At 69.3% G+C, this 23967-nt stretch carries 22 protein-coding genes and 1 pseudogene; 15 read left to right on the top strand and 8 right to left on the bottom strand.

The genetic code is table 11. From position 1 onward, the window contains the following. Nucleotides 1-65: 65 nt before the first annotated feature. The 5 genes from ACH34Q_RS21790 to ACH34Q_RS21770 all read left to right on the top strand — a co-directional run bounded on the left by ACH34Q_RS21790 (nt 66) and on the right by ACH34Q_RS21770 (nt 4973). The gene (locus ACH34Q_RS21790) at nt 66-1301 is read left to right on the top strand and encodes a CaiB/BaiF CoA transferase family protein (protein ID WP_395984843.1); all 1236 of its coding nucleotides are present in this window, start codon (nt 66-68) and stop codon (nt 1299-1301) included. Between the two features lie 30 nt (nt 1302-1331). After that, entirely contained in the window at nt 1332-2498 is a 1167-nt protein-coding gene (locus ACH34Q_RS21785; RefSeq protein ID WP_395984842.1) for an acyl-CoA dehydrogenase family protein, read from the top strand. 78 nt (nt 2499-2576) lie between these two features. Continuing rightward, complete coding sequence (locus tag ACH34Q_RS21780; RefSeq protein ID WP_395984841.1) at nt 2577-3470, top strand: HpcH/HpaI aldolase/citrate lyase family protein; 894 nt, start codon at nt 2577-2579, stop codon at nt 3468-3470. Then, entirely contained in the window at nt 3467-4783 is a 1317-nt protein-coding gene (locus ACH34Q_RS21775; protein ID WP_395984840.1) for an acetyl-CoA hydrolase/transferase family protein, read from the top strand. The genes ACH34Q_RS21780 and ACH34Q_RS21775 overlap by 4 nt, the downstream gene beginning before the upstream one ends. Nucleotides 4784-4820: 37 nt before the next feature. Continuing rightward, nucleotides 4821-4973 carry a hypothetical protein gene (locus ACH34Q_RS21770; protein WP_395984839.1) on the top strand — a complete coding sequence of 51 codons (153 nt, stop codon included), beginning with the start codon at nt 4821-4823 and terminating at the stop codon, nt 4971-4973. Here ACH34Q_RS21770 and ACH34Q_RS21765 read toward each other — a convergent pair. After that, a complete protein-coding gene (locus ACH34Q_RS21765) occupies nt 4960-5643 on the bottom strand; it encodes a winged helix-turn-helix transcriptional regulator (protein WP_395984838.1) in 684 nt (227 codons plus the stop codon). The two genes, ACH34Q_RS21770 and ACH34Q_RS21765, sit on opposite strands and share 14 nt — an antisense overlap. A gap of 185 nt (nt 5644-5828) precedes the next feature. Between ACH34Q_RS21765 and ACH34Q_RS21760 the strand changes: the two genes are divergently transcribed. Both ACH34Q_RS21760 and ACH34Q_RS21755 read left to right on the top strand, forming a co-directional pair. Then, on the top strand, nt 5829-7058 hold the full coding sequence (locus ACH34Q_RS21760) for an MFS transporter (protein WP_395984837.1): 1230 nt from the start codon (nt 5829-5831) through the stop codon (nt 7056-7058). Between the two features lie 30 nt (nt 7059-7088). Next, a complete protein-coding gene (locus ACH34Q_RS21755; RefSeq protein WP_395984836.1) occupies nt 7089-7898 on the top strand; it encodes an SDR family NAD(P)-dependent oxidoreductase in 810 nt (269 codons plus the stop codon). A 9-nt stretch (nt 7899-7907) separates the two neighbouring features. Here the strand turns inward: ACH34Q_RS21755 and ACH34Q_RS21750 are convergent, their stop codons facing one another. After that, entirely contained in the window at nt 7908-8738 is an 831-nt protein-coding gene (locus tag ACH34Q_RS21750; protein WP_395984835.1) for a pentapeptide repeat-containing protein, read from the bottom strand. A gap of 239 nt (nt 8739-8977) precedes the next feature. On the opposite strand from ACH34Q_RS21750, the gene ACH34Q_RS21745 reads away from it, so the two are divergent. The 4 genes from ACH34Q_RS21745 (at nt 8978) to ACH34Q_RS21730 (ending at nt 13146) form a co-directional block, all read left to right on the top strand. Then, nucleotides 8978-9517, top strand: coding sequence for a hypothetical protein (locus ACH34Q_RS21745; RefSeq protein ID WP_395984834.1), 540 nt, complete (start codon nt 8978-8980; stop codon nt 9515-9517). 177 nt (nt 9518-9694) lie between these two features. After that, on the top strand, nt 9695-11314 hold the full coding sequence (locus ACH34Q_RS21740; protein ID WP_395984833.1) for an MFS transporter: 1620 nt from the start codon (nt 9695-9697) through the stop codon (nt 11312-11314). Between the two features lie 117 nt (nt 11315-11431). Next, nucleotides 11432-11788 (top strand): YciI family protein, encoded by a 357-nt coding sequence (locus ACH34Q_RS21735; RefSeq protein WP_395984832.1) that lies wholly within the window; start codon nt 11432-11434, stop codon nt 11786-11788. A gap of 167 nt (nt 11789-11955) precedes the next feature. Then, nucleotides 11956-13146: an RNA polymerase sigma factor gene (locus ACH34Q_RS21730; protein WP_395984831.1), complete on the top strand. Its 1191-nt coding sequence runs from the start codon at nt 11956-11958 to the stop codon at nt 13144-13146. 751 nt (nt 13147-13897) lie between these two features. Here the strand turns inward: ACH34Q_RS21730 and ACH34Q_RS21725 are convergent. Continuing rightward, entirely contained in the window at nt 13898-15427 is a 1530-nt protein-coding gene (locus tag ACH34Q_RS21725; RefSeq protein ID WP_395984830.1) for a DUF222 domain-containing protein, read from the bottom strand. 267 nt (nt 15428-15694) lie between these two features. On the opposite strand from ACH34Q_RS21725, the gene ACH34Q_RS21720 reads away from it, so the two are divergent. Beyond that, a complete protein-coding gene (locus tag ACH34Q_RS21720) occupies nt 15695-16195 on the top strand; it encodes a GNAT family N-acetyltransferase (protein WP_395984829.1) in 501 nt (166 codons plus the stop codon). Between the two features lie 251 nt (nt 16196-16446). Here the strand turns inward: ACH34Q_RS21720 and ACH34Q_RS21715 are convergent, their stop codons facing one another. From ACH34Q_RS21715 to ACH34Q_RS21705, 3 genes and pseudogenes are all read right to left on the bottom strand, one after another. After that, the gene (locus tag ACH34Q_RS21715; protein WP_395984828.1) at nt 16447-17187 is read right to left on the bottom strand and encodes an SDR family NAD(P)-dependent oxidoreductase; all 741 of its coding nucleotides are present in this window, start codon (nt 17185-17187) and stop codon (nt 16447-16449) included. A 52-nt stretch (nt 17188-17239) separates the two neighbouring features. Beyond that, nucleotides 17240-17671 (bottom strand): annotated as a pseudogene (locus tag ACH34Q_RS21710) (TauD/TfdA dioxygenase family protein); the annotation flags it as partial. A 50-nt stretch (nt 17672-17721) separates the two neighbouring features. After that, nucleotides 17722-18066 carry a TauD/TfdA dioxygenase family protein gene (locus tag ACH34Q_RS21705; protein ID WP_395984827.1) on the bottom strand — a complete coding sequence of 115 codons (345 nt, stop codon included), beginning with the start codon at nt 18064-18066 and terminating at the stop codon, nt 17722-17724. Nucleotides 18067-18670: 604 nt separating this feature from the next. On the opposite strand from ACH34Q_RS21705, the gene ACH34Q_RS21700 reads away from it, so the two are divergent. After that, nucleotides 18671-19105 (top strand): Fur family transcriptional regulator, encoded by a 435-nt coding sequence (locus ACH34Q_RS21700; protein WP_395984826.1) that lies wholly within the window; start codon nt 18671-18673, stop codon nt 19103-19105. A gap of 143 nt (nt 19106-19248) precedes the next feature. Here ACH34Q_RS21700 and katG read toward each other — a convergent pair whose 3' ends face one another. Continuing rightward, nucleotides 19249-21471 (bottom strand): catalase/peroxidase HPI, encoded by a 2223-nt coding sequence (gene katG / locus ACH34Q_RS21695; RefSeq protein WP_395984825.1) that lies wholly within the window; start codon nt 21469-21471, stop codon nt 19249-19251. 73 nt (nt 21472-21544) lie between these two features. Continuing rightward, a complete protein-coding gene (locus tag ACH34Q_RS21690; RefSeq protein WP_395984824.1) occupies nt 21545-21976 on the bottom strand; it encodes a Fur family transcriptional regulator in 432 nt (143 codons plus the stop codon). A gap of 206 nt (nt 21977-22182) precedes the next feature. On the opposite strand from ACH34Q_RS21690, the gene ACH34Q_RS21685 reads away from it, so the two are divergent. Together ACH34Q_RS21685 and ACH34Q_RS21680 are read left to right on the top strand one after the other, a co-directional pair. Next, on the top strand, nt 22183-22602 hold the full coding sequence (locus tag ACH34Q_RS21685) for a YciI family protein (protein ID WP_395984823.1): 420 nt from the start codon (nt 22183-22185) through the stop codon (nt 22600-22602). Nucleotides 22603-22674: 72 nt separating this feature from the next. Then, the gene (locus tag ACH34Q_RS21680; protein ID WP_395984822.1) at nt 22675-23961 is read left to right on the top strand and encodes an RNA polymerase sigma factor; all 1287 of its coding nucleotides are present in this window, start codon (nt 22675-22677) and stop codon (nt 23959-23961) included. The last annotated feature ends 6 nt before the right edge of the window (nt 23962-23967 follow it).

Below are 23967 nucleotides of genomic sequence, written 5' to 3'. Positions count from 1 at the left end.
GTTCCGCGAGGACGTCCAAAGCAGCGGTACGGCCACAGGCGACACGACGAGGTGAGGCTCAGCCGATGGAACACCCAGGTCCGCTGGCCGGCGTGCGGGTCGTCGACCTGACGGCGATGGTGATGGGCCCCTACTGCACCCAGATCATGGCCGACATGGGCGCCGACGTGATCAAGGTCGAGCCGCCGGCCGGCGACAACACCCGGCACGTCTCGGTGGGCCCGGAGCCGGGAATGGGAGGCGTCTTCGTCAATGTGAACCGCGGCAAGCGCAGCGTGGTGCTGGATCTGCGTTCCGCCGAGGGCAAGGACGCGCTGAGCGAGCTCGTCCGGCACGGGGACGTGTTCATCCACTCGATGCGCGCCAAGGCGATCGCCAAGCTCGGCTTCGGCTACGACGAGGTGGCCGCGCTCAACCCGTCGATCGTCTACACCAACTGCTACGGGTACGGGCGCCGTGGCCCGGACGCGGACCTCACCGCCTACGACGACACCATCCAGGCGGAATGCGGCCTGCCGTACGTACAGGAGCAGCTGACCGGAACGGCCGGTTACGTCGGCACCATCATCGCGGACAAGGTGGCCGGAATGACGGCCCTGTACGCCACCATGATGGCGCTCTTCCACCGCGAGCGGACGGGCGAGGGCCAGGAGGTCGAGGTCAGCATGTTCGAGACCATGGCCGCGTTCATGCTGGTCGAGCACGCCAACGGCGCGATGTTCACCCCTCCCCTGGGGCCCGCCCTCTATCCCCGCGCGGTGACGGCCAACCGGAAGCCCTACCGCACCAAGGACGGCCACATCTCCGCCCTCGTCTACAACGACAAGCAGTGGACGGCGTTCGTCGAGGCCGTCGAGCCGTCCTGGGCCGACGAGCGCTTCGCCACCCTCGAACAGCGCGCGCGGCAGATCGACACCGTTTACGGCCTGCTGGCGGAGACCTTCCTGGAACGGACGACGCGGGACTGGCTCGCCCTGCTCAGGTCGCTGGACATCCCGGCCGCGCCCGTCCGCACGCTCGACGAACTCTTCGACAACCCGCACCTGAACGAGGCCGGGTTCTTCGAGACGGTCGACACCCCGAACGGCCCGGTGCGCTTCCCCGGCCCGCCGGCGTGGTTCTCACGTACCCCTGGAAAGATCGCCGGGCCCGCCCCGAGGCTCGGCGCCCACACCGGCGCCATTCTGGACGAGCTGGGCCTGGACGAGCTGGGCCTGGACGAGCTGGGCCCGAGCGAGCCGGGCCCGGGCGAGGCCGGCATGCACGCACCTGCCATGGACGAGTCCAGCACAGACGAGTAGCCGGCACAGGCGAGTAGAAGGAACGAGATCGTGGACTTCTCCCTGACGGAAGACCAGCAGAACATCCGGGACGCCGTCCTCGACCACTGCTCCCGGTTCTCCGACGACTACTGGCTCGAACGCGATCGCGAAGGCGTGTTCCCGCACGACTTCCACAAGTCGATGGCCGAGTCCGGCTGGCTCGGCGTCGCGATGCCCGAGGCGGTCGGCGGCGGGGGCCTCGGCATCACCGAGGCCGCGATCATGATGCAGGCCGTCGCCGAGTCCGGCGGCGGGATGACGGCCGCGTCCAGCATCCACGGCCCCGTCTTCAGCATGCAGCCGATCACCGTGTTCGGCACCGCCGAACAGCAGCAGCGCATGATCCCGCCCGTCCTCAGCGGGCAGGACCGCATCTGCTTCGCCGTCACCGAGCCCAACACCGGCCTCGACACCACGAAGCTGCGTACCCGAGCGGTCCGGCAGGACGGCGGCTACCTGGTCAACGGCGAGAAGATCTGGATCTCCGTCGCCCAGGTCGCGAACAAGATGATGCTGCTCGCCCGCACCACGCCCCTCGACGAGGTCGAACGCAAGACCCAGGGCCTGTCGCTGTTCTTCACCGACCTCGACCGGGCCAAGGTCGAGGTCCGCAAGATCCCGAAGATGGGACGGCACGCGGTCGACTCCAACCTGCTGTTCATCTCCGACCTGTGGATCCCCGAGGAGGACCGGATCGGGGCCGAGGGCGACGGCTTCAAGATCATTCTGCATGGCCTCAACCCCGAGCGTGTCCTGCTCGGCGCCGAGGCGGTCGGGCTGGGCCGGGTGGCGATCGAGCGCGCCGCCCGCTATGCCAGGGAACGTACGGTCTTCGACCGTCCCATCGGCATGAACCAGGGCATCCAGCACCCGCTGGCGAAGTGCTGGGCCCAACTGGAGGCCGCCGGCCTGATGGTCATGAAGGCGGCCACGCTGTTCGACAAGGGACAGGACTGCGGCGTCGAGGCGAACGCCGGAAAATACCTGGCCGCCGAGGCCGGATTCGAGGCGTGCCACACCGCGATGCTGACCCTGGGCGGTATGGGATACGCGCAGGAGTACCACATCGAACGCTACCTGCGGGAGATCCTCATTCCCCGGATCGCGCCGGTGAGCCCTCACATGATCCTGAACTTCCTGGCCGAGAAAGTGCTGGACCTCCCCAAGTCGTACTGACCGGGTCGTACTGACCGGGTTGCACTGACCGAGTCGCACTGAAGCCGCGAACGATCCCGATCGAGGAGCACCAGCAGCATGACCGGCACCAGAGAGACCTTCCGCGCGCGCTCGTGGCTGTTCGCCCCCGGCGACAGTGAGCGAAAGATGGACAAGGCCGCCGCGGGCACGGCGGACATCGTCCTCCTCGATCTCGAGGACGCGGTGGCCGACGAGGGCAAGCCAGGTGCCCGGGCACTCATCGCGGCCTTCCTCGCAGCCCGGCCGCAGCGGGACCGGGCCCGCCTCTGGGTACGGATCAATCCCCTGGACGGACCCCACGCGCTGGCCGACCTTGCAGCCGTGATCCCCGGACGGCCCGGCGGCATCATGCTGCCCAAGTCGCGCGGACGCCAGGACGTGGAGCGTCTCGACCACTACCTCTCGGCCTTGGAGGTCTCGGCCGGTATCGAAGAGGGCTCCACGAAGGTGATCCCCCTGGTCACGGAGACGGCCGAAGGCATGTTCAGCACCGGCACGTACAAGGGCACCCCCAGGCTGGCGGCCATGACATGGGGCGCGGAGGATCTCGCCGACGCCGTCGGAGCCGGTGAGAACCGCGATCCGGACGGAAACTACGGCTTCACCTACGAACTGGCCAGAAGCCTGTGCCTTCTGGGCGCGGCGGCCGCCGGCGTACCGGCCATCGACACCATCCAGGGCGACTTCCGCGACCTCGAAGGGCTACGCAAGCGGGCCGAGAAGGTACGCCGTGACGGCTATCGCGGCATGCTCGCCATCCACCCCACCCAGGTCGATGTCATCAACGCCGCCTTCACACCCACCGACGACGAACTCGCCGCCGCGCAGGAGATCGTCGACTTGTTCGCCGCCCATCCCGGCGTCGGCGCCATCGGCCACAAGGGCGCCATGCTCGACCGTCCGCATCTGTCCCGCGCGCAGGCACTGCTGGCGGCGGGGGGACGCGCGTGAAGGTCGTTCCCGACGGCGGCGACCTCGACCTCAGCCGGATCCTCCGTCCCGGCGACCGCATCGTCATAGGCCAGGCCTGCGGCGAACCGACCACCCTCATCGAAGCCCTCGTCGCTCAGGGCCCCATTTCTCAAGGCCCCATCCCTCAAGGCCTCACCCCTCAAGGCCGAGACATCGGCGGTCTCTCCGCCTTCATCGCGACGAGCTTCTCCGGCCTCTTCGCCCCGAAGGCCACGGATGGCCTCTCCGTGTCCAGCATGGGCGCCATCGGGACGCTGCGTTCGCTCACCAAGGCGCACAGGCTCAGCGTGATCCCCTGCCATGTCAGCCAGGTCGGCCCGATGATCGAGGCCGGCATCATCGGCTGCGACGTCGCGTTCATCCAGGTCAGCCCGGCCGACACCGAGGGCGACCACAGCTGCGGCCTCATCAGCGACTACGTGCGGGCAGCCGTCACGAAGGCCCGCGTCGTCGTGGCCGAAGTCAACGACCAAGTGCCGTTCACCTACGGCGAGACCATCCCCGCAAGCGCCATCGACCACGCCGTTCACACCTCGCGTCCGCCGGTGGAGGTGGCACCCGCACGCATCGGCGAGACCGACCGCGCCATCGCCGGGCACGCCGCCCCGTTCATCGAGGACGGCTCGGTCATCCAGACCGGGATCGGCGCCGTACCGGACGCCATCCTCCGCCTCCTGCACGACCGCAAGGATCTCGGCGTGCACTCCGGGATGCTGGGCGACGGCCTGGTCGACCTGATCGAGTCCGGAGTCGTCACCAACGCACGCAAGCCGATCGATCGCGGCGTCTCGGTCAACGGCGCGCTCATCGGCACCAGGCGCCTGTACGACTTCGCGCACCGCAACCCGCAGATCCGCATGTGCGCCACGTCCTACACCCACGACGCGGCCGTACTCTCCCGGCTCGACCACTTCGTCACCATCAATTCGGCGATGGAGGTCGATCTGACCGGCCAGGTGAACGCCGAGCAGAGCGGCGCCGCCTACCTCGGCGGCACCGGCGGCCAGGCCGACTTCGTCCGCGCGGGCGCACGCTCGCCCGGCGGCCACGCCATCATCGCCCTGCCCGCCACCGCCAAGCGCGGAACGGTCAGCCGCATCACCGCCGCCCTGTCGGGCCCGGTCACCACGGCCCGCAGCGACGTGGACGTGATCGTCACCGAGTTCGGCGCGGCCGAACTCAAGGGCCGGACCCTCGCCGAACGCACCCGCCGGCTGGTCGCCATCGCCCATCCCGACTTCCAGGAGGAGCTGGCACGTGAAGCCCACTCGATCCAGCAGCGAGGCTATTGACCAGCAGAGAGTCTATTGACGAGCCGAGAGGCCATTGATGAGCGACGCCGCACTCTTCGACGCCCGGGACGACGGCATCGCCGTTCTCACCCTGAACCGTCCAGAGACCCGTAACCGCCTGGCCCAGGACGTACGCGAAGGCCTGTTCGCCGCCGCCACCACCGCGAGATTCGCGGTCACCGATAAGTGACGCTTCTTGAATGGTGGTCGTCGGAGGGCCACGGGTCGCTGACCGCGTGCAGCAGTCGGCCGATGGCCGACAGATCTCCTACGACGGCGACGCTGCCGTCGGCACAGGCGGTCGCGAGTGTGGCCGGATCCACCAGCAGGGTGCTGAGCGTCTTGGGGTCTGCGCGGAGCGAGGCGGCGGCCGTTGCGGGTTCCCCCGGCTCCACCTCAACCCGTCCGGACGCCAGGCGGACCGTCCAGACCCGACCGTCGAGCTCGAGACGGCACGTCGTCGGCGGTGCCGCGGGGTCGGGACGAGCGGCACCGCGCAGGAAGATCAGTACGGAGGTGGCACTGAGTGCGGCCGGCGCCGGGGGTTCCGGGGCGTCGCTCCCCCAGTCGCCCAGCGCCAGCACGATCGGCTCCAGCTTCCGGCCCCATTCGGTCAGTTCGTAGGCCCGCGGGTCTGCCGCCGGTGCCTGTCGACGGCGGATCACCCCGTTGTGTTCGAGCTCTCGGAGTCGGTCCGCGAGCAGGTTCGAGCTGACGTGGGGCAGAGCGTGCCGCAGCTCCGAGAAGCGTCGAGGCGCCAAGAGCAGCTCGCGAACGACCAGCAGAGCCCATCGCTCCCCGACGACGTCGAGGGCTCGAGCGATCGCGCATGAGTCCCGATAGCTACGGCTGGTCGGCATGGCCACTCTCCTCGTTCAGTCTGATCCGAAACTACCACGGTATTTAATTTACAACTTTCTCTAGTTGTTTTTCACAAGCGACTGTGGTTACCGTTGGCTCGCATCGGCGTACCGGCCCAGGAGGGCCGGCCACGACGGCGATGAGGGCGCGAGGGATCTCCTCGAGACGGAACGGGATGATGCGGATGACTACTCAGCCCATGGCGCTGAGCCGGGGCAGGACGAACCTCACTTTGGCCACGCTGTTCTTGGGGATGTTCGTGCTGGGCAGCGGCGAACTGCTGGTGGTCGGCCTGCTGAACCTGATCGCCGCCGACCTCCAGGTCTCCATCTCCGCAGCCGGCGTTCTGGTGACCGCCTACGCGCTGGGTTTGGCCATCGGCGGTCCGATCCTGACCGCACTGACGATCAAGCTGGACAAGCGGACGATCCTGATCGGCACGGTCTCCCTGGTCGTCCTCTGCACCCTGGTCCCGGTGCTGACCTCCAGCTTCGGTCTGTTCGTCGCGGTCCGTGCCGTGATCGGAGCGTTGCACGGCCTGTTCGTCGCCGTCGGGTTCGTGCTGGCGATGTCGATCGTCCCGCCGGAGCGCATGGGCCGGGCGATCTCCGTGGTCGTCTCCGGTCTCTTCGTGTCGACCGCATTGGGCGTGCCGCTGGGCACGCTGGTCGGTCAGATCCTGGGCTGGCGCGGCTCGTTCACCGCGGTCGCCGTGCTGAGCGCGGTCGCACTCACCGCCACGCTGGCACTGGTCCCGTCCATGCCCAGCACCGGTGGCGGCGCGGCCAGCCAGGCCAGGTACGCGTTCGCACCTCGGGTGCTCGCCGCACTGGTCGTGAACGTGGTGGTGTTCGCGGCGGTGTACTCGGCACTCACGTACATCGTGCCGTTCCTGGAGGACGTCACCGGTATCTCCGGCCCGCTGATCAGCTTGTTCCTCCTGGCCTACGGTGCGGCCACCGCGGCAGGCTCGTTCGCCGGCGGCCGATTCGCCGACCGGAATGCCGCGCGCACCCTGATCGTCGGCGCCATCGGTGTGGCGGTCTCCCTGCTTGCGCTCTACCTTGTCGGCCCGATCGCCGTGCTCGTGGCCCCGGCGCTGCTGGCCTTCGGCCTGTTCGCCACGGGCATGGTGCCCTCGATGCAGTACCGCGTGGTGAGCCTGGCCGGCCCGGGCGGGCAACTGGCGTCCTCGCTGCCCGTGTCCGCGGCCAACGTGGGCATCGCGTTGGGCTCGTATGCCGGTGGCGTGGCGATCGGCGCCTTCACCGCCTCGTCCGCGGTACTCATCGGCCTGATCATCGCGGTCATCTCCATTCCGGTCGCCTGGGGAGCCGGCTTCCTGCGGCCCCCAGTGATCGCGGACGCGACAGAGCCTGCGGCGACGGCGGCTGTGAGCCCTGAGCCTGCCTGATCACGGATGAACCCATCACCTGGAGGACACATGAGTGGATTGCTGCTCGAGAACAAGAACGCTGTGATTTACGGAGGTGGGGGCGCCATCGGCGGCGCCACCGCACGGGTATTCGCCCGGGAAGGCGCGATGGTCTTCATCGCCGGGCGGACGCAGGCGAAACTCGACGCCGTGGCGCGTGATATCGCCGCCATGGGCGGAACGATCGAGACCGCGCAAGTCGACGTCTTCGATCAACAGGAGGTCGAAGAGCACGCCGATGCGATCGCGGCGGCGGCCGGCGGCATCGACATCGCCCTCAACGCCGTGAGCGTCATGCACGACCAGGGGACTTCGCTGGCGGACCTCTCGCTGGATGAGTTCATGCGACCGATCGACGGCTTCCTGCGAACGCTGTTCATCACGAGCAAGGCCGTGGCACGGCACATGGGCCGCAAGCGTCCTGGCGTCATCCTGACTCTGTCCGAGCCGGGCGCCAAACTCGCCGTCGGCGGCATCTTGGGGCACGGCGTGAGCGCGGCCGGCAAGGAGGCGTTCTCGCGCCTTCTGGCCGCGGAGTTGGCCCCCGGCGACATCCGGGTGATCGACATTCGTCCACACGCCGTCATCGATGCGCCCGCAGCCGGTTCGTACACCAAGGACCTCTTCGAACGATCCGCGACGGCAGGCGGGCAGTCGGTCCAGGAATTCCTCGAAGGCGGGATGGCGGAGGGGACGCTTCTGAAAAGGCTGCCCAAGCTCGCCGAGATAGCGGAAACGGCCGCGTTCCTGGCTTCAGACCGTGCTGGAGCCATGACCGGAACGGTCGTCAATCTGTCCGGCGGCGCACTGGTGGACTGAGTCGCAAGCTCACCGATGCCACTGACACCGGACCTTCTCGCGTTCCGGGCCGGCGCATGACTCGTGGCGTGTTCGCCCTTCCGGGGCGGCAGACGACGAACACGCCACGAGTCGACGCCCCGCTCGTTCACCTGCTCGTTCACCTGCTCGTTCACCCTCGCTGACCTTCCGGGCCGAAAGCTCAAGCGATCTCGACTTCCGGGGCACCGTGTCGCCTGAACCAGGCGGCCGCCTCGGTTCCATCGAGAAGACGGGGTTCCCGTTCGCCGACGTCGACGGGGCCGCAGACACGACCGCGCGCGCCGTCCAGCCTCGCTGACCAGAGCCTGGCTTCCTCGAGGGACGTCGTGCAGCCCTCCTCACCGAACGAGCAGCCGCGCAGATCCGCCCCCGCAGATCGGCCCGCGCCAGAAAGGCACGATCCAGGCACGCGCCCCGCAGATCGGCCTCCCGCAACTCGGCACGCGGGAACATCACCTTGGTCAGATCGGCATCGGCGAAACGAGTCCGCTCGGCCACGCACTCGGTCCCGTCGGCCTTCAGCAACCAGGCGCCGGACAGATCGGCGTCCGACAGATCCGCAGCGTTGAGCAGAGCCCGGTTGAGATCGGCCCCGACCATGCGCACTCCCCGCAGGCACCCACCGAACAGGTTCGCCGACCCCAGCACCAGCATCGTCAGATCGGCACCGGTGAAATCCAGATAAGCGCCGTCGAGCGCCTCCGGGATCACCCGCGCGCCCCCCGGGACAGCGTCCAGGTAGGCCTCCAGCGCCCGGCGAGCATCGGCGTCCACCGGCCAAGCACGCACACCGTCCCTCGACGTGACGCGGTCCCGCATCAGTAGAAGATCACCTTCTTCCGCGGACTCTGGCCGAACTCCTGTTCGCGGCCAGCGCGGCCAGCGCGGCCAGCGCGGCCAGCGCGGCCAGCGCGGCCGGGGCGGCCGGGGCGAGTACGCCTTCTGATTCATTTCTACATCTGATTCATTTCTGCAGGGGTGTCGAATGGCGTCGAGCCCGTTCGTAGCCAAGGTGAGGGACCGGTAACGAGCCGGTCGCCACTCACCGGAGGTCCACGATGTCCGTCACCACCACCGCTCCCGCCAAGCCACTGATCACCAGCGACGTGAACGCCACGGCCGTGGACCAGGAGAACGTGAGCGCCGTCCTGACCGTCCCGGTGCCCGCCGCGCGGGTGTTCGCGGTGCTGGCGGACCCGACGGCACATTCCGCGATCGATGGCACCGGCTGGGTTCAGGAACCTGCCGACGCGGCGCCGCTGACCGCGGTAGGGCAGATCTTCCGGATGGACATGTATCACCCCGGTCACCCGAACGGTGGCTACCAGGTGGCCAACAAGGTCCAGGTGCTCGACCCGCCGCGCACCATCGGCTGGCTGACGGGCCAGGAGAAGGACGACGGCCGCCTGGAGTTCGGCGGCTGGTTCTGGCGTTACGACCTTGCGCCGCTCGGTCCGTCCGAGACCGAGGTCACGCTCACCTACGACTGGTCGGCGGTGCCGCAGTCCATCCGGGAGTACCTGCAGTTCCCGCCGTTCGGCCCGGAGCATCTCAGCAATTCACTGCACCACCTGGCAGAGCTTGCCTCCGGTAGGTGACGTCGTCCGGAATGACCATCAATTCAACGTCGTGGCTCCCCTAGAGGTCGGCCCGAGGGCGCGGCCCGTACTGGTCCTGGCGCTCGGACGGGACCACCACCCGGGGCTCGCGCCACCACGACGACCACGCGATAGCGCGTCGCCACCAGTGCGCGCCGACGACGACAGGATCAGATCGTGACCGATGCAAACTCCCGTGCGAACACCGATGCGGACACCAACCCCAGAGCCGGGCGGCGGGAATGGGTCGGGCTGGCCGTGCTCGGCTTGCCCACGTTCCTCGTGGCGATGGATTTCTCCGTGCTGTACCTGGGCGTTCCGCACCTGACCGCCGACCTCGCGCCGAGCGGCATCCAGCAGCTGTGGATCGTGGACATCTACGGCTTCCTGATCGCGGGCTTCCTGGTCACCATGGGCACCATCGGCGACCGGATCGGCCGCAGGACACTGCTGCTCGGCGGCGGCGCCGCGTTCGGCATCGCCTCGGTGGCGGCGGCGTTCTCCACAAGCCCGGAGATGCTCATCGCCAGCCGCGCGCTGCTCGGCGTGGCGGGCGCCGCGGTGATGCCGTCGGTGCTGGCCCTGGTCACCGGCATGTTCACCGACCAGAAGCAACGCAGCCGCGCCCTCGCCGTCTACCTGACCTGCTTCATGGGCGGGACGACGCTCGGCCCGCTCGTCGGTGGCGTGCTGCTCGAGTATTTCTGGTGGGGTTCGGTGTTCCTGGTGGCCGTGCCGGGGATCGTGCTGCTGCTGGTGTTCGGCCCCTCCCTGCTCCCCGATCAGAAGGCACCACGGCCCGGCAAGCTCGACCCGGTCAGCGTCGTGCTGTCCCTCGCGACGATCCTGCCGTTCGTGTACGGGCTCAAGGAGCTGGCTCGCAACGGCTGGGAGTGGGGCCCCGCCGTGGCGCTGGTATCCGGCATCGCGGCAGGCGTGGTGTTCGTCCAGCGGCAGCGGCGCCTGGAGCACCCGCTGCTCGACCTGCGCATGTTCGGCGACCGGACGTTCAGCTCCGCACTGACCCTGTTCTTCGTGACCGCCATGGTGGGCACCGGCACCCTCCTGCTCGTCACGCTCTACCTGCAGAACGTCACCGGCCTCACCCCGCTGGAGGCCGGCCTGCTCCTGGTGGTGCCCAACGTACTGATGATCATCGGTAACCTGTCCACCCCGCCGCTGGCGAACCACATCCGTCCGGCGTACCTGATCGCCGGCGGCCTGCTCGTCGCGGCCGCCGGCTACATGATCTTCGCGCTGGCCGACTCGGCGTCCGGTCCCGAGACGATCTTCATCGCGATGTGCGTCGTCATGCTCGGCACCGCGCCGCTGGCCGCGCTCTGCAACCACCTCGCCATGGGGGCCGTGCCGCCGGACAAGGCCGGCTCCGGAGCGTCGATCGTGCAGACCATCACCGAACTCGGGCTCGGGCTCGGCATCGCCACGTTCGCCACGCTCGGGACCGCTGTGTACGGGAGCAATGTGGAGGGTGCACTCGGTTCGCTGCCACCCGACGCGGCGGACGCCGCCCGGGAGAGCATCGACCGCGCGATCGCCGCGGCCGGCCGCCTACCCGCCGAGCAGGGCGGCGACCTGATGGCCGCGGCACGCGACGCGTTCACCTCTGGCGTGCACGTGGTGGGCATCGTCGCCGCCATCTTCTACGCCGGCCTGGCCGTACTCGCCATGTGGGCGTTCAAGCACGTGCGGAACTCGCACGGCGGCGATGACGACACCACGAAGAAGGACCCGGAGACCGACCCGGCACCCCAGGCCACGCCGGCCACCGAGGCATGAAACCGACTGCGTTCCAGTCGGTCCTGATAGGAACGGTCGAATGGAGTCGAGCCGGTTCGCAGCCAGGGGTGAGGGGCCGGCTACGGGCCGGTCACCTGACAGCAATTGGAGTCCACGATGAAAAAGTACCTGCTCGCCGTTCAGTTCGACGAAAGCGCACCGTCACCGTCCGAACAGGAAATGCAGGAGCAGCACACCCGGACGGCCAAGGTCACCGCCGAGATGCAGGCCGCCGGTTCGTGGGTGTTCGTCGGCGGCCTGCTGGCCTCGCCCGCCGCCACGGTCGTCCGTCCCGGCAACGGCACGACCACGATGACCGACGGCCCGTTCGCCGAGACCAAGGAGCAGCTCGGCGGGTTCTGGGTGGTCGAGTGCGACGACCTGGACCAGGCGCTGGCCTGGGCCGAGAAGTGCGCGCTGGCCTGCGGGGCGCCGATCGAGGTGCGCCCGTTCGAAGACGCGCAGTGGAAGTGAGCACGAGGAAGTGAGCACGAGGAAGTGAGCACGAGGAAGTGAGCACGAGGAAGTGAGCACGAGGAAGTGAGCACGAGGAAGTGAGCACGAGGAAGTGAGCACGAGGAAGTGAGCACGAGGAAGTGAGCACGGCGCAGTGGAAGTGAGCACGGAGGAAGTGAGCACGGATGGATCTGGACAGCGTCTACCGGGCGGAGTACGGCCGGTGCCTGGCCACGCTGACGCGCCTGCTGGGTGACATCGGGCTCGCCGAGGAGGCCGTCCAGGACGCGTTCGTGGTGGCCCTCCAGAAGTGGGACGAGATGCCGCCCAATCCCGGCGCGTGGATCGTGACCACCGCCCGCAACCGGGCGATCGATCGCCTGCGTCGAGAATCCACCCGCGAGGCCCGCCACGCGCAGGCGCTGCTGCTGCACCAGCCCGACGAGCCGCAGGAGGTAGGACCGGTGCGCGACGACCAGCTCCGCATGATCTTCACCTGCTGCCATCCGGCGCTGTCGCCGCTCGCGCGGACCGCGCTCACCCTGCGCCTGCTCGGCGGGCTGGAGGTGGCGGAGATCGCGCGGGCCTACCTGGTACCGGAGGCGACCGTCTTCCAGCGGATCGTCCGCGCGAAGAAGAAGATCCGCGACGCCGGTATCCCCTACCGGGTACCCGACGCCGCCGAACTCCCCGATCGGCTGACCTCGGTGCTCGCCGTGCTCTACCTGGTCTTCAACGAGGGCTACACCTCGACTTCCGGCGAGCTGCTGAGAACGGACCTGTGCCTGGAAGCCGTCCGCCTGGCAAGGGCGCTCGCCGAGCTGATGCCCGACGAACCGGAAGTTATCGGGCTGCTGGCGCTGCTCCTGCTCACCGAAGCCCGGCGGCCCGCGCGGGTCGGGCCCTCGGGTGAACTGGTGGTACTCGCCGAGCAGGACCGGTCGCTGTGGAACCGGGAGCTGATCGCCGAGGGGCACGCGCTGGTGCGCCGGTGCCTGCGCCGTGACCAGCCGGGGCCGTACCAGTTGCAGGCCGCGATCAACGCCGTGCACACGGACGGGCCGGCGACCGATTGGGCGCAGGTACTGGCGCTCTACGACCAGCTGCTGCAGCACACCCCGACCCCGATCGTCGCGCTCAACCGCGCGGTCGCCGTCGCCGAGGTGCACGGCCCGGCACCGGCGCTGGCCGCCATCGATGGACTGGACCTGCCGGGCTACCACCTGCTGCCCGCCACCCGCGCGGACCTCCTCACCCGCCTCGGCCGTACCGCCGATGCCGTCGCCGCCTACGACGCGGCGATCGCCCTGGCCACCAACGACACCGAACGAACCTTCCTGCAGAGGCGGCGGGCACGTCTAACACCGGACACCTGACCACCGCCCCACTCGACCAGATCCTGTGATCACTCCTTCTCAAAGGACCACAACGCAAGTCCCCGTCAACGAAGCGGTGTGGGAAACCGGCCCGTCGGAGGAGGGTCGCAGGGCCGGATTCGAGCGCAACGGATGGGCCATGGGCACGTCCACGACGAGCTCTTGACGTCCATCGACCAGATCTACCCGCGCGCCGAAGCGTTCTTGTTCCACGAGTTCTTCGCCCGCACCTGGGGCGCCCTGGAGGACATGGCGAACACCCCCATCGGACGTGCCTTGGGCACGCAGCCCACGTACGCGCGACGCGCTCAGAACCGCAACTGGGCGGAGACGACCGTCCTGTCCGGTGACGTCGTGGCGGCCACCGGCGAGCTGAAGCCAAGCAGGACCGGGATCTGCAGTTGCACACAGCGTGGCCCTGGCCCAGTGGATGCTAGAGAACAACCTCGTCGCCGAGATCAACCTGCGCATCGTCCCCGTAGTCGTTGGCCAAGGCACATGGCTGTTCCCCTACGGCGGCCGGAGATCGCGCTTGGCCTGGTCGACTCGCGTGCCGACTCGAAGGACGCAAAGATTCGCGTCTACCGGCCTGACGGTCGTCTGCGGTACGCAACGTGAGATGAGTGCGCAATCAGCAAAGTCGATCACGGAACGGTACGGGATCGCGTGGCGGAACGTGCCCACGGTGTGGGGCCATAGGCACCGGGGGCCGTGCCCGCGTCATCGCAGTGTGCTGGACACGGCGTCCCGGTCATGGGCGGGTGCGTTGGTGTGTGGGTGAGCATGTTCGGGCTGGTCGGCGGTGGTTGCGGCGGAAGGTGTACCGGCCGGAAACGATCTCCAGACCCCCCTCGTTCCCCTCGTGTTCCTGGGTCTCCTCCGGCGCCTCGCATTCCTGGGGTTCCCAGAACTCCTCGCTTTCCTGGGATTCTGAGGTCCAGGTGGGCTCTGGGGTGCAGGTGGGTTGTGGGGTATAGGTCGGTGGCGGGCGGCGTTGTCCGTGGGCGTCGGGAGGAGGCAGGAGTCGGTAGATGAAGCGGCCGTCCTGGTCTTTGTCGATCTGGAACAGGCCGGGGTCGGTGTGCTTGGCGCGGTTGTGCCAGCCGCAGCACAGCGCGAGCCGGTCCACATCGGTCGGGGCATCACCCAGCACCCACCCCTGGACATGATCGACCTCGCACAAGGTCCCGGGCACCTCACAGCCCCGCACCACACACCTCGGATACAGGGCCTCCAGCACCCGCCGCTGCCCGACCGAGGCGAACCGAACCCGCCGCCCCAGATACAACGGAACACCACCAGAACCCAGCAGCAACGGCGACACCCCGGCCGACAACGCGATCCGCCGAGCCTGCTCTGCGGGGATCGGGGTCCCGTCCAGCAACCGCGCCCCGACACCACCCCTGCCACCCACGTCGCGTAGCGGCCAGGACACAGCGGCGGGCACGGCTCCTGGCAGCCGCTCCACCGGCTTTCCAGTGCGATCGTGGTGTGGGGTGGTGCCGCCGGTCAGGGTGTCCAGATCGATGACGAGAGTGACCTTGGTACCGCGATGCCCACCCGACAGGACACTGGACAGCGCCGCAGCCGTCCGCTCCGGCAGATCCCGCCGGTCCTCGGGTCCGGCGGGCTTGGCCAGCGGCCCCAGAATGCCGTCCCACACGGCCGCGTCCTCGGCGTTCAGCCAGCCCTTCACATACCGGCCGCCGTCCAGTGAGCGCGTCGAGGCGATCCACGACCGCTCATAACCTCGTACGGCGTCATCGGGAGCCTGCTCGGTGCCGTCGCGTTCGGCGATCACCTCACGGATCCGCGACCCGAACGCCGCGACCTTGCCCGCCGAGAAACCGTCGTCGGCCATCTCCAGCAGCAGTTCCTCGGCGCGGACACAGTCCTCCTCGCCCAGGCGGGCCACCGACTGAACGATCGCCACCGCGTACCCCGACGACAGCGACCCATCACCCAGCCGTTCGGCCACCTCGGGCACGCGAGGCAACTGGCGAGCCAACTGGACGCGTTCCTTGGCGCGCGCATCACGCATCCCCAGCCGCGACCGCAACCACGCCTGCGTCGACGGCAATCCCCACCGGCGCAATTCCCCTGAACCATCCACCACACCGATCAGGCGAGCCAACACGCTTTCCTGCACATCAGCCGCCCGCATCAGCGCCTCGGCCCATTCCATGCACACCGCAGCCGAGTCATGGACCTGCCGGGCGGCGAGCTCAGACGCCACCGCCGCCGCCATATCCACCAATGCGCCGGTGGACAGCGCCCCCACATCGACTCCACTCGAACACATGACCTAATACTACCGAACGCATTCTATTGATCACAAGGAGTTACTAGAGCGCTGTCCCCGAAGTAAGCACACCCTTCCCTTTCTGTCTCCGCTCGGCCTGAATTTCCGCTCGGCTTGAGTCTCCGCTCGGCCAAGTTGATGCCCAATCAGCGAGCCTGAGCAGGCGGGCGCCCGCCTGGTGCCGGATCAGCGCATCTGATGCGGCAGCCTGATCTACCGAAGGAAGAAATGGAAAGGAGTCGTGTCATGGAGATCCGGCAGGGCGGGGTGGCCGACGTGCCAGTGGTCATGAAGATGCTGGACGGAGCGGTGGCCTGGCTGGCCGACAACGGCCGTTCGGGCCAATGGGGCGAACGCCCGTGGTCTGAGGATTCGGAGAAGGTGCGAAGCATCACCGACAAGGTGCGCACCGGCACCGCCTGGATCGCGGAGATCGACGGAGGACCGGCGGGTGCCATGACGCTCTCGCGGACGGTGCCCCACTATGTCTCGGCTGCTGACGAGCCGGAACTGTACATCACACTGCTCGTCACGGCTCGGTCCTTCGCAGGCCGCGGGGTAGGGGCCGCACTGCTGGCACATGCCGTCGCGGAGGCCGGGCGCCTGGGCGTCGGCCTGCTCCGGGTCGACTGCTATGCCGGTGAAGACCGCCAGTTGGTCGCGTACTACCGCCGCAACGGCTTCATCGAAGCCGAAGCGTTCAAGGTCGGCAGCTGGCCTGGCCAGCTGCTGTACCGAAGAATCTGAAGCGCGTCACCTGTTCTCGGATCTTCCGCCCGCGTCAGTTCCATTGAGGTTCTCTCTATGACCTTCTGTTGAGCGAGCCGAAGAACGTACAGGTCCGCTATCGCAGCAGCGAGCAACGCGATCATCTGAGCCGGACCGGCTGGTTGCTCAGCCGGCCCCCACCGACCCTCGCATTCGCTCGTGGCGTGTTCGCTGTCCCCGGCCACTTGGAATGGCGGACACACCACGAGTCGGCGCGAGGGAGGGCGGGGTCAGGTGTTGCGGCCGCCGTTGACGCCGATGATCTGGCCGGTGATGTAGCCGGCCTCCTCGTTCACCAGGAAAGCGCAGGTGGCGGCGACGTCCTCGGGCCGGCCGATCCGGCCTACCGGGGTGTTCGCGATCTGCTGGTCCAGGTCGAAGACGCCCTGCTCCAGGGTCTTGCGGAGCATCGGGGTGTCGATGAAGCCGGGCGGGATCGTGTTGACCGTGATCCCGTATGGGGCGAACTCCAGCGCCAGCACCTTGGTCAGGCCGACCACGCCCGACTTCGCGGCGACGTACGCGGCCAGGCCGCGCGAGCCGCTGTGGACGCTGGACGAGGAGATGTTGACGATGCGGCCCCAGCGTTCCTCGATCATGTCGGGCAGGACCGCCTGGCAGCAGTCGAACGTCCCGGTGAGGTTGACGGCCAGGGCGCGGTCCCAGGTCTCGGCGGCGATGTCGAGGAACGGGCCCGCGATGGTCGCCCCGGCACTGTTCACCAGGATGGACGGTCTGCCCAGCCGGGATCGCACCTGTTCCACCCCGGCGTCGATGGCGGCGCGGGCGGTCACGTCGACGGGCAGCCCGATGGCCTTGCCGCCGGCCTCCTCGATCGCGGTGGCCGCGGCTTCGGCCGCGGTGCCGTCGAGGTCGAAGATCGCCACCAGGGCGCCGTCGGCGGCCAAGTGCCGGGCGATGGCGGCGCCGATACCCGAGGCTCCACCGGTGACGATCGCGGCCCTGGTCATGCTGTCCCCATTCTGGGGACGGTCCCCCAGATCCCCCGAACGGCTTCGCCGCTCATTGGATGGGCTCGTCGCCGCGCAGCGTTGTGCGGTGCATCCGGCGTTCCTTCGTACGGTCGAAGGGGCAGGCGCGGTGGACGAGGCCTCGGTTGTCCCAGACCACCAGGTCGCCCACCGTCCAGGCGTGCCGCAGGACGCGGTCCGGTGTGGTGGCGCGTTGTTCGAGGTCCTTCAGCAGCGCGCGGCTCTCCTCGATGCCCATCCCGACGATGTGGGACGCGCTCGCGCTGAAGACCAGGTAGCGCCGTCCCGATTCGTGCTTCCAGACCAGCGGATGCTCGCGGGGGCGCCGCGAGTCCCACTCCGCCTGCTGCTTCGGCGTCGGGTCCGGGTACGACAGGCGCTGGATCGTCTCGAAGGTGTGGACGACGCGGAGGTCGGCGAACCGCTCCTTCTCCGCGTCGGAGAGGGCCTCGTAGGCCACGTAGGTGCTGGCGAACTACGTCTCGCCGCCCTCGGGGGCGACCGCGTGGGCGCTCAGGATCCCGGCCTTGGCCGGGATCGCGTCGAGGGCGCCGTCGAGGGCCAGTAGTCGTTGCTGGCGAAGTACTCCGCGTTCGGGTTGGACGGGTCGAAGCTGATCTCCATGACCTCGGGGTTCGTGTACCCGGGGAAGCGGACCAGGTCGCCCAGCCGCCGGCCGAACGCGGCCTGTGCCCGATCGTCGATGCCCAGTTCGCGGAACAGCAGCACGTCGTGCGCTTCGAGCGCCTCCAGGCAGGCGGCCGGGATGCCGTCGTCGTTCAGCAGCCGGTCGGCGTCGACGTCCAGGATCTCCACCCCGACGTGCTCGCTGAGCTTCCTCGTCTTGATCGCAGCCATCGGTTGCTCCTTCTCGGTTCCGCCTGGAGGTCTCGGTTCCGCCTGGAGGTCTCGATTCCGCTCGGAGGCCTCGGTTCCGCCTGGCGATCGGTCCTGCCGGCGACCTGGCCCTGCTCGTGCATGGCCGAGGCCCAGTCGTAGAGCGCCTTCGGGCCGCCGACGAACTCTCCCGCCGCGATGGTGGCGTCGTGGTGTTAGGCCGACAGGAACAGGTCCCGGTCGAAGCGGTCCGGTGAGGTCCTCGGGCAGCGAGAAGGCGTTGTTGACGAGGATGTCGAGCCGGCCCTGTTCGCGTTTCACCTGCGCGAACAGCGCGGCGATCTGGTCGTCATCGGCGTGATCGACCCGTACCGCGACGTCTTCGCCGCCGCGCCGGCCCGACCTCGGCGGCGGTCTCGCCCACGGTGCCGGGCAGCGGGTGGGAACCCGGCGTGACAGTACGGCCGGTGACGTAGACGGTCGCGCCTTCCGCGCCGAGCGCCTGAGCCCCACCCCACGTTGACTCGTGGCGTGTTCGCCCTTCACCGCCGGTGGCGGGGCGAACACGCCACGAGTCAACGGAGCGGGCCGGGGGCGGTTGGGGCATTCATGTAGATTTGGCGGCATGACCGCGTCCCAGGCTCCGACCACCGCCGAGCAGTTGCGCGGTGCCGGGCTGCGGGTGACGGCCGCTCGGGTGGCGCTGGTCGAGACCGTCCGGGACGGTGATCACCTCGGGGCCGAGGCCATCGCCGCCGGGGTACGCGACCGGGTGGGCCATGTCTCTCTGCAGGCCGTGTACGAGGCCCTCCACGCGCTCACCGCGGCGGGCCTCGTCCGCCGCATCGAGCCGGCGGGCAGCCCGGCCCGGTTCGAGGGGCGCGTCGGCGACAACCATCATCACCTGGTGTGCCGGAGCTGCGGAGCGGTCAAGGACGTCGACTGCACCATGGGGCATCCGCCGTGCATGGACCCGGTGGACGACGGCGGATACCTGGTCGACGAGGCCGACGTCACGTTCTGGGGACTGTGCCCGCAGTGCCGCCGGCCTGAGGACTGACCAGCCGAGGGCTGACCGGCCGGCTGAACCGCTGACTGAATCGCCGGCTGCCGGGGTCTCCCGCGATCTTTCGGCCGACCATGTCCAAGCCGACGACGTCCAGGCCGGCCGCGCGGGCCGGCCTGGACGCCTCGGCGCCTGGATCAGGCCAGGTCGAACCGGTCGAGGTTCATGACCTTGTCCCATGCCGCGACGAAGTCGCGCACGAACTTCTCCTTCGCGTCATCGCACGCGTAGACCTCCGCGAGCGCGCGCAGCTCGGAGTTCGACCCGAAGACCAGGTCGACGCGGCTGCCGGTCCACTTGACCTCGCCCGTGGCGGCGTCGCGGCCCTCGAACGCGTTCGCGTCCTCGGACGTCGCCTTCCACGTCGTGCCCATGTCGAGCAGGTTGACGAAGAAGTCGTTGGTCAGGGACCCGGGGGTCGCGGTCAGGACGCCCTGCGACGACCGCTGGTGGTTCGCGCCGAGGACGCGGAGGCCACCGACGAGGACGGTCATCTCGGGGGCGCTCAGGGTCAGCAGGTTCGCCCGGTCGACCAGGAGGTACTCGGCCGGCAGCCGCTCGCCCTTCCCGAGGTAGTTGCGGAACCCGTCGGCGCCCGGCTCGATCGCGGCGAACGACTCCACGTCGGTCTGCTCCTGCGTGGCGTCCGCGCGGCCCGGCGTGAACGGGACGTCGATGTCGAAGCCGGCGTCCTTGGCCGCCTTCTCGACGCCGGCGCACCCGGCGAGCACGATCACGTCGGCGATCGAGACCCGCTTGCCGCCGGTCTGGGCGGCGTTGAAGGCCTCCTGGACGCCCTCCAGGGTGCGCAGCACCAGCGCCAGCTCGTCGGGGTCGTTGACCTCCCACCCGCTCTGCGGCTGGAGGCGGATGCGGGCACCGTCGGCGCCGCCCCGCTTGTCACTGCCGCGGAACGTCGAGGCCGACGCCCACGCGGTGGCCACGAGCTGGGAGACCGCCAGGCCGGAGGCGAGGACCCGCTCCTTGAGGGAGGCGATGTCCGCGGCGTCCACGAGTTCGTGGGTCACCTCGGGCAGGGGGTCCTGCCACACCAGCGTCTCCGTCGGGACCTCCGGGCCGAGGTAGCGCACGACCGGCCCCATGTCGCGGTGGGTCAGCTTGAACCACGCACGGGCGAAGGCGTCCGCGAGCTCGTCGGGGTTCTCCAGGAAGCGGCGCGAGATCGGCTCGTAGATCGGGTCGAACCGCAGCGACAGGTCGGTCGTGAGCATCGTCGGCGCGTGCGTCTTCGACGCGTCGTGGGCGTCGGGGACGGTACCGGCGCCGGCACCCTCCTTCGGCCTCCACTGGTGCGCGCCCGCGGGGCTCTTGAACAGCTCCCACTCGTACCCGAAGAGGATCTCGAAGAAGCTGTTGTCCCAGGTCGTCGGGGTGTTCGTCCAGATGCCCTCCAGACCGCTGGTGATCGCGTCGCCGCCCTTGCCGGTCCCGAAGCTGTTCTTCCAGCCCAGGCCCTGCTCCTCGATCGAGGCGGCCTCGGGGTCGGCGCCGACGCTCTCGGCCGGGCCCGCGCCGTGGGTCTTGCCGAACGTGTGGCCGCCCGCGATCAGGGCGACCGTCTCCTCGTCGTTCATCGCCATCCGGCGGAACGTCTCGCGGATGTCGCGGGCCGCGGCGAGCGGGTCCGGGTTGCCGTTCGGGCCCTCCGGGTTGACGTAGATGAGGCCCATCTGAACGGCGGCGAGGGGGTTCTCGAGCTCGCGGTCACCGGTGTAGCGCTCGTCGCCCAGCCAGGTGGACTCCGGGCCCCAGTAGACGTCCTCGTCGGGCTCCCAGACGTCCTCGCGGCCGCCGCCGTAGCCGAACGTCGTGAAGCCCATCGACTCCAGGGCGACGTTGCCGGTGAGGACCAGCAGGTCGGCCCAGGACAGGTTCTGGCCGTACTTCTTCTTGACCGGCCACAGCAGCCGGCGGGCCTTGTCGAGGTTGCCGTTGTCCGGCCAGCTGTTGAGCGGCGCGAAGCGCTGCTGGCCCGACCCGGCGCCGCCGCGGCCGTCGCTGATCCGGTACGTGCCGGCGCTGTGCCACGCCATCCGGATCATGAACGGGCCGTAGTGGCCGAAGTCCGCCGGCCACCAGTCCTGCGAGGTGGTCAGCACCTCCGCGATGTCCCGCTTCACGGCGGCGAGGTCGAGGCTCTGGAACGCCTCGGCGTAGTCGAAGTCCGCGTCCATCGGGTTGGCCACGGCGGTGTTCTTGGCGAGGACCTTCAGGTTGAGCCGCTCGGGCCACCACTGGCGGTTGCCGCCGCCCTGGGTCGGGTGCGGTGCCCGCACCGGACAGCCGCCTCCGTCATCGGTCTTGGCGTCGGTGACGATCGCCTCATGGTTCTCAGTCATAGGAATCCTTCCGAACCGGGGGATCATGGTGTTGGGGAACACCGTGGTGGGAACTGGTGCTGGGGAACGTGTCTCAGGTATTGCGGGCGGTGGAACAGTCGGGGCACAGGCCCCAGTAGATGACCTCGGCCTCGTCGATCGTGAAGCTCCGGTCATCGGACGCGGTCAGGCAGGGCACTTCGCCGACCGCGCAGTCGACATCGGCCACGACACCGCACGACCGGCAGACGACGTGGTGGTGGTTGTCCCCGACGCGCGACTCGTAGCGGGCCACGGAACGGGACGGCTGGATGCGGCGCACCAAGCCCGCTGCCGTCAGCGCGTTCAGCGCGTCGTACACCGTCTGGTGGGACACCTTGGGGAGCTCCTGGCGTACGGCACGGATGATCGAGTCCGTGTCGGCGTGCGGATGCGCGTTCACCGCCCCCAGCACCGCCACCCGAGGACGGGTCACGCGCAGGGCGACTCCGCGCAGCATCTCCTGGAAGTCCGAGGTCGTGGACACGCCACAAAGGCTGGCCCACTTTCTGGAATCAGTCAAGAATCTGGGCCCGCGAACATCCGCTCCCGCGAAGAATCCGCTCCGCCGGAAACCGCTCCCGGAGAAACGGTGCCGAAAAATCCGGCGGTCGTGTTGATCCCTGGCCCTCCCGTTCGACCTAGGAGTGAGAGGGTCCGAAAGGGGGCCCGGACGACCCAGGGAGATGGATCATGAAGTACATGCTGATCATGCGTGCGACCGACGAGGCCTTCAAGGGCATGGTGGACATCGACTTCGACCAGATGCTCGAGACCGTCGGCACGTACAACCAGGAGCTGATCCGGGCCGGTGTGCTGCTCGCCGCCGAGGGGCTGGACGACGCCGAGGAGGGCGTGGTCGTCGACTACTCCGCCGAGCCGCCCGTGGTCACCGACGGCCCGTACGGCGAGACCAAGGAGCTGTTCGGCGGCTTCTACATCCTCAACGTGGCCTCCAAGGAGGAGGCCGTCGAGTGGGCCAGGCGCTCGCCGATGACCGGTCCCGGCTTCAAGACCGAGATCCGCCGCGTCACCACGATCGACGAGTTCCCGCAGGACAACGAGTGGATCCAGAAGGAGCGGGCGTGGCGCGAGGCCACCGGCCAGCTCTAAGGGGACACCGGCCGGCTCTGAGGGGACACCGGCCGGCTCTGAGGGGGCGAGCTCTGAGGGGAGACTGCGGAGATGGGTGACCCCACCGGCCGGGAGGCCGTGGCCGCCGTCTGGCGGATCGAGTCGGCACGGATCGTCGGCGCGCTCGCGCGGTACACCGGCGACTTCGCGCTGGCCGAGGACCTCGCCCAGGAGGCGCTGGCCGAGGCCCTGGTGACCTGGCCTCGCGACGGCGTGCCGCGCCGGCCGGCGGGGTGGCTGCTGACGGTCGGGCGGCGCCGCGCGATCGACGCGTTCCGGCGGCGCTCCGCCCGTGACGAGAGGTACGCCGCGCTCGCCCAGGACCTGGGCGAGGGCGGCGTCCTCTCGGGGAGCGCGCCCGCCGATCCGGTCCGGGAGGCCGAGGACGTGCTGTGGGATCCGGACCGGATCGACGACGACGTGCTCGCGCTGATGTTCACCTCCTGCCACCCCGTGCTGTCGCGGGAGGCGAGCGTGGCGCTCACCCTGCGCGTGGTCGGCGGCCTGACCAGCGACGAGATCGCCAGGGCGTTCCTCGTCCCGACCGCCACCGTGCAGGCCCGGATCACCCGGGCGAAGAAGACGCTCGGGGCGGCCCGGGTGCCGTTCGAGGTACCGCCGCCCGAGGAGCGGACCGGACGGCTCGGCCCGGTGCTCAGCGTGATCTACCTGATCTTCACCGAGGGGTCCACGGCCAGCTCGGGTGACGATCTGATCCGGTTCGACCTCGCGGGCGAGGCGCAGCGCCTCGCCCGGGTGCTGGCCCGGCTGGTACCGGACGAGCCCGAGGTCCACGGCCTGCTGGCGCTGCTGGAGCTGACCGCCGCGCGCTTCCCCGCCCGTACCGGACGGGACGGCGAGCCCGTACTGCTGGAGCACCAGGACCGCCGCCGCTGGGACCGCGCCGCGATCCGCCGTGGACGGGCCGCCCTGGCCCGCGCGGAGCGGGCCGGCCGGGGCCTGGGCGCGTACGGCCTGCAGGCGGCGATCGCCGAATGCCATGCCGTCGCCCCGTCCGTCGAGGCGACGAACTGGGATCGCATCGTCCTCATCTACGAGGCGCTCGGCCGGCTCGCGCCGTCCCCGGTGGTCGATCTCAACCGGGCGGTGGCGGTCTCCATGGCGCAGGGACCGGCGGCGGCGCTGCCGATCGTGGAGGATCTGGCGGCGGCCGAGGCGCTGCCGGTCTCGCACCTGCTGCCGAGCGTTCGCGGCGAGCTGCTCACCCGCCTGGGACGCGCCGATGAGGCGCGCACCCAGTTCGAGCTCGCCGTACGGCTGTGCGGCAACGAGCGCGAGCGGGCGGTCCTGGAACGCAAGCTCGACGACCTCGGCTGATCCGCA

The sequence above is a fragment of the Actinomadura sp. 9N407 genome (assembly GCF_044326315.1).
Lineage (GTDB): Bacteria > Actinomycetota > Actinomycetes > Streptosporangiales > Streptosporangiaceae > Spirillospora.
This window is presented reverse-complemented; position numbering and strand designations above follow the sequence as displayed.

Excerpts from the sequence above, each read along its gene's own strand:
- ACH34Q_RS21680 (WP_395984822.1), top strand. The coding sequence starts at position 22,675 with ATGGGTGACCCCACCGGCCGGGAGGCCGTGGCCGCCGTCTGGCGGATC.
- ACH34Q_RS21705 (WP_395984827.1), bottom strand. The coding sequence starts at position 18,066 with ATGGCTGCGATCAAGACGAGGAAGCTCAGCGAGCACGTCGGGGTGGAG.
- ACH34Q_RS21780 (WP_395984841.1), top strand. The coding sequence starts at position 2,577 with ATGACCGGCACCAGAGAGACCTTCCGCGCGCGCTCGTGGCTGTTCGCC.
- ACH34Q_RS21735 (WP_395984832.1), top strand. The coding sequence starts at position 11,432 with ATGAAAAAGTACCTGCTCGCCGTTCAGTTCGACGAAAGCGCACCGTCA.
- ACH34Q_RS21685 (WP_395984823.1), top strand. The coding sequence starts at position 22,183 with ATGAAGTACATGCTGATCATGCGTGCGACCGACGAGGCCTTCAAGGGC.
- ACH34Q_RS21760 (WP_395984837.1), top strand. The coding sequence starts at position 5,829 with ATGACTACTCAGCCCATGGCGCTGAGCCGGGGCAGGACGAACCTCACT.
- katG (WP_395984825.1), bottom strand. The coding sequence starts at position 21,471 with ATGACTGAGAACCATGAGGCGATCGTCACCGACGCCAAGACCGATGAC.
- ACH34Q_RS21715 (WP_395984828.1), bottom strand. The coding sequence starts at position 17,187 with ATGACCAGGGCCGCGATCGTCACCGGTGGAGCCTCGGGTATCGGCGCC.
- ACH34Q_RS21755 (WP_395984836.1), top strand. The coding sequence starts at position 7,089 with ATGAGTGGATTGCTGCTCGAGAACAAGAACGCTGTGATTTACGGAGGT.
- ACH34Q_RS21790 (WP_395984843.1), top strand. The coding sequence starts at position 66 with ATGGAACACCCAGGTCCGCTGGCCGGCGTGCGGGTCGTCGACCTGACG.
- ACH34Q_RS21745 (WP_395984834.1), top strand. The coding sequence starts at position 8,978 with ATGTCCGTCACCACCACCGCTCCCGCCAAGCCACTGATCACCAGCGAC.
- ACH34Q_RS21750 (WP_395984835.1), bottom strand. The coding sequence starts at position 8,738 with ATGCGGGACCGCGTCACGTCGAGGGACGGTGTGCGTGCTTGGCCGGTG.
- ACH34Q_RS21730 (WP_395984831.1), top strand. The coding sequence starts at position 11,956 with ATGGATCTGGACAGCGTCTACCGGGCGGAGTACGGCCGGTGCCTGGCC.
- ACH34Q_RS21765 (WP_395984838.1), bottom strand. The coding sequence starts at position 5,643 with ATGCCGACCAGCCGTAGCTATCGGGACTCATGCGCGATCGCTCGAGCC.
- ACH34Q_RS21720 (WP_395984829.1), top strand. The coding sequence starts at position 15,695 with ATGGAGATCCGGCAGGGCGGGGTGGCCGACGTGCCAGTGGTCATGAAG.
- ACH34Q_RS21700 (WP_395984826.1), top strand. The coding sequence starts at position 18,671 with ATGACCGCGTCCCAGGCTCCGACCACCGCCGAGCAGTTGCGCGGTGCC.
- ACH34Q_RS21770 (WP_395984839.1), top strand. The coding sequence starts at position 4,821 with ATGAGCGACGCCGCACTCTTCGACGCCCGGGACGACGGCATCGCCGTT.